The organism is Arsenicicoccus sp. UBA6765, assembly GCF_002453335.1.
GTDB lineage: Bacteria > Actinomycetota > Actinomycetes > Actinomycetales > Dermatophilaceae > Arsenicicoccus > Arsenicicoccus bolidensis.
This window is the reverse complement of the sequence record NZ_DKGR01000019.1, coordinates 50,588-58,028: the sequence shown is the minus strand read 5'-3', so window position 1 is coordinate 58,028 and position 7,441 is coordinate 50,588. Positions and strand designations below refer to the sequence as shown.

Here is a 7,441-nt window from a genome sequence, read left to right as displayed (position 1 = left end):
GGGCGCCCCGCCCCCCCGCCCGGTGGGGGGGGTGGGGTCGGCCCCCGGTGGGGGCCCGCCGCGTCCGGGCCCCCCCGCCCCCCCCGGGGGGGCCGGGGGGCGGGGCGCGCGCCGCCCGCCACACCGCGCTGCGCGCCGAGGCCGAGCGCCTCGGCGCGGTGGCCGTGCTGCTCGCGCACACCCGCGACGACCAGGCGGAGCAGGTGCTCCTCGGGCTCGCCCGCGGGTCCGGGGCCCGCTCCCTCGCCGGTATGCCGGCGCGCCGTGGCCTGCTCGCCCGCCCCTTCCTCGCGGTGACCCGCGCGGACACGGCGGCCGTCTGCGCGCACGACCACCTCGAGCCCTGGCACGACCCGCACAACGCCGACCCGGCCTACGCCCGTGTGCGGGCCCGCGGCGCGATGACGGTGCTGGAGGAGGCGCTGGGCCCCGGCATACGAGCCGCTCTGGCCCGGTCGGCCGACCGGCTGCGGGCCGACGCCGACGCGCTGGACGCCCTGGCCGCGGACTGGCTGGCCGAGCACCCCGAGCACACCGCGCCGCCCACGACCCTCGACCGACCCGAGCTGCCTGCGCATGTGGAGTCCGCGACGGACCCCGGCCATCCGCAACCCCCTCCCGCCCTCACGGGCCTGCCGGCCCACGACCTCGCGACCCTGCCGGCGGCCGTCCGCACCCGTGTGCTGCGCCTGGCCGCGCTCGCTGCGGGAGCGCCCTCCGGTGCGCTCACGGCCGCGCACGTCCTCGCGACGGACCGGCTCCTGACACACTGGCGGGGGCAGGGCCCGGTGTCCTTGCCGGGGCACCTGGCCGCGACCAGGACCCCTGGCCGGGCCGGTCGGATCGTGATCGGGCCGCTCGATCGGGTTGAATGAACGTCGTCAGGGCCGCGAGGACGACCAGACGGACACCACGCGCACCGAGCCGGACCGAGGAGACGCAGTGCAAGCGAGCGACATGGGCGACGACCTCGCCGAGGTGCTCTACACCGAGGAGCAGATCCAGGAGCGGCTGGCCGAGATCGCCGCGGAGATCTGGCGGGACTACCAGGGCAAGGACGTCCTGCTCGTCGGGGTCCTCAAGGGCGCCGTGATGGTCATGGCCGACCTGATGCGTCACCTGCCGGGCAGCGTCGAGATGGACTGGATGGCCATCTCGTCCTACGGCTCGGGCACCAAGAGCTCCGGCGTCGTGCGGATCCTCAAGGACCTCGACACCGACATCACCGACCGGCACGTCCTCATCGTCGAGGACATCATCGACTCGGGGCTCACGCTGTCGTGGACCCGCTCCAACCTGGAGTCCCGCAAGCCGGCCTCGCTGGAGATCATGACGCTGCTGCGCAAGCCCGACGTGGTCAAGGTCCCGATCGACGTCCGCTACGTCGGCTTCGACATCCCCGACGAGTTCGTCGTCGGCTACGGCCTCGACTACGACCAGCAGTACCGCAACCTGCGCGAGATCGGGCTGCTCGCCCCGCACGTCTACAGCTGACGGGCGCCCGCGCCGACCGTATGCCGCGCGCCGGGCCCACCGCAGGCCCTCGCAGGCGCTCGGACCGGCCGGAACACGTCAGCCCGCTCGCTCGTTGTCCCCCTCGGTGCCGGCAACGGTCTCTCAACTCCTCGGCCTCGGCCGAACCGCTTGATCAGGAAGGGACGGGGTCGCACCCCGCACGTACATGAACGCGAAGCGCATCGCACGAAGCCCCTGGATGTGGGCGGTCGTCGTCAGCCTGCTGCTGGCAGCCTGGTTGTCGGTCGGGCAGCAGTCCGACTTCCGCGAGGTCGACACGTCGGCCGCGGTCCAGCTGATCCAGCAGGACAAGGTGGAGTCGGCCAAGCTGGTCGACGGCAACCGCATCGACCTGACCCTCAAGGACGGCAGCGAGTACACCGGCGGCAAGGTCAAGGACGCCAAGCACGTCCGGGCCCACTACATCGAGCCGCGCGGCCCCGAGCTGGTCAAGCTCCTCGACGCGCACAAGCCCTCGGCGGGCTACGACGAGGAGCCGCCGACGGACTCGCCGTTCCTGGCGCTGCTCGGCTACCTGCTGCCCCTGCTGCTCTTCGGCGCCTTCGCGTGGTTCATCATGAGCTCGATGCAGGGCGGCGGCTCCAAGGTCATGCAGTTCGGCAAGTCCAAGGCCAAGCTGGCCACCAAGGACATGCCGCAGGTGACCTTCAACGACGTCGCCGGCGCGGACGAGGCGGTCGAGGAGCTCGAGGAGATCAAGGAGTTCCTGGTCGAGCCCGAGAAGTTCGCGGCCGTCGGGGCCAAGATCCCCAAGGGCGTCCTGCTCTACGGCCAGCCCGGCACGGGCAAGACCCTGCTGGCCCGCGCCGTCGCGGGCGAGGCGGGCGTCCCGTTCTTCTCGATCTCCGGCTCGGACTTCGTCGAGATGTTCGTCGGCGTCGGTGCCTCCCGCGTGCGTGACCTGTTCGAGCAGGCCAAGGCCAGCGCGCCGGCCATCATCTTCGTCGACGAGATCGACGCCGTGGGTCGCCACCGCGGCGCGGGGCTCGGCGGCGGCCACGACGAGCGCGAGCAGACGCTCAACCAGCTGCTCGTCGAGATGGACGGCTTCGACGTCAAGACCAATGTCATCCTCATCGCGGCGACCAACCGCCCCGACATCCTCGACCCGGCGCTGCTGCGCCCGGGCCGCTTCGACCGGCAGATCGCCGTCGAGGCCCCGGACATGCTCGGCCGCCACCACATCCTGCAGGTGCACGCCAAGTCCAAGCCGCTGGCCGACGACGTCGACCTGATGGCCGTGGCCCGCCGCACCCCTGGTATGACGGGCGCCGACCTCGCGAACGTGCTCAACGAGGCGGCGCTGCTGACGGCCCGCTCCAACCTCCTGCAGATCACCAACGCCATCGTCGACGAGGCGATCGACCGCGTGATCGCCGGCCCGCAGAAGCGCACCCGCATCATGTCGGCCAAGGAGAAGAAGATCACGGCCTACCACGAGGGCGGTCACGCGCTCGTGGCGGCGTCGATGCGGCACACCGACCCGGTCAGCAAGATCACGATCCTGCCGCGCGGCCGGGCCCTCGGCTACACGATGGTCCTGCCCAACGACGACAAGTACTCCACGACCCGCAACGAGATCCTCGACCAGCTGGCCTACGCCCTGGGCGGTCGCGTCGCGGAGGAGATGATCTTCCACGACCCCACCACGGGTGCCTCCAACGACATCGAGAAGGCCACGAGCATGGCCCGCAAGATGGTCACGCAGTTCGGCATGTCCGAGCGGGTCGGCGCGATCAAGCTCGGCCAGGAGCAGGGCGAGGTCTTCCTCGGCCGCGACTACGGTCACCAGCGCGACTACTCCGAGAAGGTCGCGGGCATCGTCGACGAGGAGGTCCGCCGCCTCATCGAGTACGCCCACGACGAGGCCTGGCACGCCCTCGGCGAGAACCGCGACGTGCTCGACCGCCTGGTCCTCGAGCTCCTCGAGAAGGAGACGCTCGGCCGCGAGGAGCTGGCCGTGATCTTCGCCGACGTCGTCAAGCGCCCCGAGCGCCCGGTCTGGCTGTCCAGCGAGGACCGGCACGTCAGCGACCGTCCTCCGGTGCTGACCCCGGCCGAGGAGATGGCGCTGCAGTCCGGCGAGCCCCGCGCCGTCGAGGCGGTCGAGGCCCAGGTCGAGCAGCAGGTCGGGGACAACCCCGACCCCGAGCGCGAGTACCCGCCCACCCAGGTGATCGAGCTCCCCGGCGACGACCGGGTCGACCCCGGGCACTGACATGTCCATCGACCGGGAGCGGGCCGAGGCGGCCGTGAGGGAGCTCCTCCTCGCCATCGGCGAGGACCCGGAGCGGGACGGTCTGCGCGACACCCCGGCGCGGGTGGCGCGGGCCTACGACGAGATGTTCGCCGGCCTGCACCAGGACCCGGGCTCGGTCCTCGACGCCGTCTTCGAGATCGGCCACAGCGAGCTGATCATGGTGCGCGACATCGAGGTCTACTCGACCTGCGAGCACCACCTCGTCCCGTTCCACGGCGTCGCGCACGTCGGCTACATCCCCGGCAAGGACGGGCGGGTCACCGGGCTGTCCAAGCTCGCGCGCCTCGTCGACGTCTATGCCCGCCGCCCGCAGGTGCAGGAGCGTCTCACCACGCAGGTGGCGGACGCGCTGGTCGAGCACCTGCGGCCGGGCGGCGTGATCGTCGTGATCGAGTGCGAGCACCTGTGCATGTCCATGCGGGGGGTCCGCAAGCCGGGCTCCCGCACCATCACCTCGGCGGTGCGCGGGCAGCTGCACGACCCGGCCACCCGGGCCGAGGCCATGCGGCTCGCGCTCGGTGGCCGCGGGTGATCGACCTGCCCCATGAGCACGGCCCGGGCCGGCCGGTGCTGATGGGCGTCCTCAACGTCACGCCCGACTCGTTCAGCGACGGCGGGCGGTGGCTGGACGCCCGGTGCGCCGTGGAGCACGGCCTCGAGCTGGCCCGGCAGGGAGCCGGGATCGTCGACGTGGGTGGCGAGTCCACCCGGCCGGGTGCGACGCGGCCGCTCGTCACCGAGGAGCTCGACCGGGTCGTGCCCGTCGTGCGCGACCTGGTGGCCCACGGCGTCACGGTGTCGATCGACACGATGCGCGCGGAGGTCGCCGAGGCGGCGGTCGAGGCGGGCGCGGCGATTGTCAACGACGTCAGCGGTGGTCTCGGCGACCCGGCCATCCGGGAGGTCGTGGCCCGCACCGGCGTCACGATGGTCGTGCAGCACTGGCGGGCCTACGGCTCGGCCATGCAGCAGCGGGACCACCTCGCCTACGACGACGTGGTGACGGACGTGCGCGACGAGCTGGGGGAGCGGCTGGCCGAGCTCCGCGAGGCGGGCGTCCGCGACGAGCAGGTCGTCCTCGACCCCGGCATCGGCTTCTCCAAGACCGCGTCCCACAACTGGACGCTGCTGCGCCGGCTCGACGAGCTCATGGTGCTCGGCCGCCCGATCCTCGTCGGCACCTCGCGCAAGGCCTTCCTGGGGTCCCTGCTCGCGCAGCCTGCCGACCCGATCAGCGCCGGCGACCCGTGCGGCCCGATCGGCGCTGGCGGTTCGCTCGGCGAATCCCGCCAGCCCGCACAGGATCTCGTGCCCCGTCCGCCCCTCGAGCGCGACGCCGCGACCGCCGCCACCACCCTGCTGTGCGCTCAGGCCGGCGTGTGGGGCGTCCGCGTCCACGACGTGCGCGCCAGCGCCGACGCCCTGCGGGTCCTCGCCGCCTGGCAGGGCGGTATGCCGCCCGCCCCCGCCTCGGCGGACGCCGCGTCGCGGCGCCCCACCTCCGTGCCGGCCCCCGGCCCGTCCTCGACCTCGACATCCTTGTCCGCACGCCCGCCCGGAGGCCCCGCATGACCGACCGCATCACGCTCACCGGCGTGCGCGCCCGGGGCAGGCACGGCGTCCTGCTCGAGGAGCGCGTCCTCGGCCAGGAGTTCGTCGTCGACCTCGTCCTGCACCTCGACCTCGGACGCGCCGCCGCCACGGACGACCTGGCGGCGACCGTGAGCTATGCCGAGGTCGCCGAGACCGTGCACGAGCTCGTGACGGGGGAGCCGCACGACCTGGTCGAGACCCTGGCGGGGCGCATCGGTGCCCGCCTGCTCGAGGACCACCTGCTCCTGGAGTCCGTCGACGTGACGGTGCACAAGCCCAGCGCGCCCATCGCGGTGCCCTTCGGCGACGTCGCCGTGTCGGTGACCTCCCGACGTGACGTCGCGGTGGTCATCGCCCTCGGCGCCAACCTCGAGGACCCCGCGGCCACCCTGGCCTCCGCCGTCGACCGCCTGACCCGCACCCGTGGCCTGCGCGTCACCGGACGGTCCGCCCTCGTCGAGACCGACCCGGTCGGCGGCCTCGACCAGCCGGCCTACCTCAACGCCGTCGTCGTGGGACGCAGCCGCCTCTCGGCCCGAGCCCTCCTCGAGCGCCTGCACCGCATCGAGGCCGAGCACGGCCGCACCCGGGAGGTCCGCTGGGGTGCCCGCACCCTGGACCTCGACCTGATCGCCTACGGCGAGGCCCGCAGCGACGACCCCGAGCTGACTCTCCCGCACCCCCGCGCCCACGAGCGCGGGTTCGTGCTGGTGCCCTGGGCCGACGTCGACCCCGACGCCCAGCTGACCGTGCCTGACGGCGGCCGCCGCCTCGTGCGCGAGCTCGCGGACGAGCACCGGGCGGACGGCATACGGCCGGGGCCCGAGTGGCCGACCGGTCGTCGGCAGCACCGTGGCGGCCCCGAGGAGTCGTCGTGCTGAGGGGCGGCCGCGGGCTGAGCGCCGGCGTCTGCGCCCTGGCCGCTGTCCTGGTGCTCGCCCTCGGCTACGCCGCGCTGTCGTGGTGGAGCGAGGGCGGTCGCGCGCTGCCGCCCGTCGGCTACCTCGCGACGCTGCCGCTGCTGCTCGTCGCCGCCCTGGTCCTGGCCGGAGCCTGGTCGGTCCGCCGCACGGTGCGCGGACGCCGGGCCTCGGGGCCGCACGACGGGCTCCGTGGGTTCCGGGTGCTGGTGCTCTGCCAGGCCGCCGCGCTCACCGGGGCTGTCGTGGCCGGGTGGAGCGTCGCGCACGCCCTCGTCGGACGCGCCGCGCTGGCGCTGCAGGGCCTCGGCTCCGACGCCGCGGCCGCCCTCGCCGTCGCGGCCTGCGGGGTGCTGCTCGTGGCCGCCGGCCTCGTCGGCCAGTCCTGGTGCCGGCTCGACGAGGACCCGCCCGGACCGTCCGAGGCCTCGGCCTAGGCTCAGCCGCAGACGGGGTCGCTCTCGACCTTCGTGGCCCAGCCCTGGTCGTCCAGCGTGAGCTTGACGATGGCCTGGTCGCCGGGCAGCTCCGAGAGCGCCTGGACGGTGCTCGGCGCCGACTGCGCGGGGGCGCCTTCGCTGGTGCAGGTCAGGCGGACGACGGTCGCCGCCGGGTCGACGGGGATGCGGAACGAGATGGCGTTGCGGTTGCTGTACAACGAGCCGGAGTGCGGCGTCAGGTCCACGCCCTGACGACCCACCGAGCCGTCGGACCGGCCGCGCACCGTCCAGCGGTCGAAGGTCAGCACCGGTGTCTGGCCGTTCATCGCGACCGCGGTGATCTTGCCCAGGTCGAAGGCGCGACCGCGGACCTGGCTGGTCACCCCGGCCGCGCGGGTCGCCGTCGCGCTGGGGGTCGGCGTCGCCGCGGGCTTGGGGGCCGCCGCAGCGCCGGTCACCGTCACCGTCGGCGTCACCGTCACGGTGACCGGGGGCGCGTAGCCGCTGGACAGGGCCGTGCAGCCGGACAGCAGCACGCCGACGCCGGCAGTCAGGGGGAGGACGACGGTGCGCGGGCGACGGGTGGCGGGGCGAGACGGCATACGGGGGTCCTTTCGTCCCGGACAGTGTCCCCGGTGACCGCCCCCGGACCCAAGGCGGCGCGCAGGACGATAGGCATGGAGTCCAGGCCC

At 73.8% G+C, this 7,441-nt stretch carries 8 protein-coding genes; 7 read left to right on the top strand and 1 reads right to left on the bottom strand.

All coding sequences use genetic code 11. The features are described 5' to 3' along the window. The 7 genes from B4K29_RS05600 to B4K29_RS05570 form a co-directional block, all read left to right on the top strand. Positions 1–875: tRNA lysidine(34) synthetase (locus B4K29_RS05600; protein ID WP_286966587.1), on the top strand; the 875-nt coding region annotated here is incomplete at its 5' end. A gap of 67 nt (positions 876–942) precedes the next feature. Next, entirely contained in the window at positions 943–1,494 is a 552-nt protein-coding gene (gene hpt / locus B4K29_RS05595) for a hypoxanthine phosphoribosyltransferase (protein ID WP_029212523.1), read from the top strand. A 187-nt stretch (positions 1,495–1,681) separates the two neighbouring features. Further along, positions 1,682–3,754, top strand: a complete 2,073-nt coding sequence (gene ftsH / locus B4K29_RS05590; RefSeq protein WP_029212522.1) for an ATP-dependent zinc metalloprotease FtsH — start codon at positions 1,682–1,684, stop codon at positions 3,752–3,754. A gap of 1 nt (position 3,755) precedes the next feature. After that, entirely contained in the window at positions 3,756–4,328 is a 573-nt protein-coding gene (gene folE, locus B4K29_RS05585) for a GTP cyclohydrolase I FolE (protein ID WP_286956069.1), read from the top strand. Further along, positions 4,325–5,368 (top strand): dihydropteroate synthase, encoded by a 1,044-nt coding sequence (folP, locus tag B4K29_RS05580; protein WP_313535238.1) that lies wholly within the window; start codon positions 4,325–4,327, stop codon positions 5,366–5,368. Before folE ends, folP begins: the two co-directional genes overlap by 4 nt. Next, the gene (gene folK / locus B4K29_RS05575; protein WP_286966586.1) at positions 5,365–6,270 is read left to right on the top strand and encodes a 2-amino-4-hydroxy-6-hydroxymethyldihydropteridine diphosphokinase; all 906 of its coding nucleotides are present in this window, start codon (positions 5,365–5,367) and stop codon (positions 6,268–6,270) included. The genes folP and folK overlap by 4 nt, the downstream gene beginning before the upstream one ends. Further along, a complete protein-coding gene (locus B4K29_RS05570) occupies positions 6,264–6,746 on the top strand; it encodes a DUF3180 domain-containing protein (RefSeq protein WP_286956062.1) in 483 nt (160 codons plus the stop codon). Before folK ends, B4K29_RS05570 begins: the two co-directional genes overlap by 7 nt. Positions 6,747–6,748: 2 nt before the next feature. On the opposite strand, the gene B4K29_RS05565 is transcribed toward B4K29_RS05570, so the two are convergent. After that, a complete protein-coding gene (locus tag B4K29_RS05565) occupies positions 6,749–7,351 on the bottom strand; it encodes a hypothetical protein (protein ID WP_019286495.1) in 603 nt (200 codons plus the stop codon). Positions 7,352–7,441 lie beyond the last annotated feature (90 nt).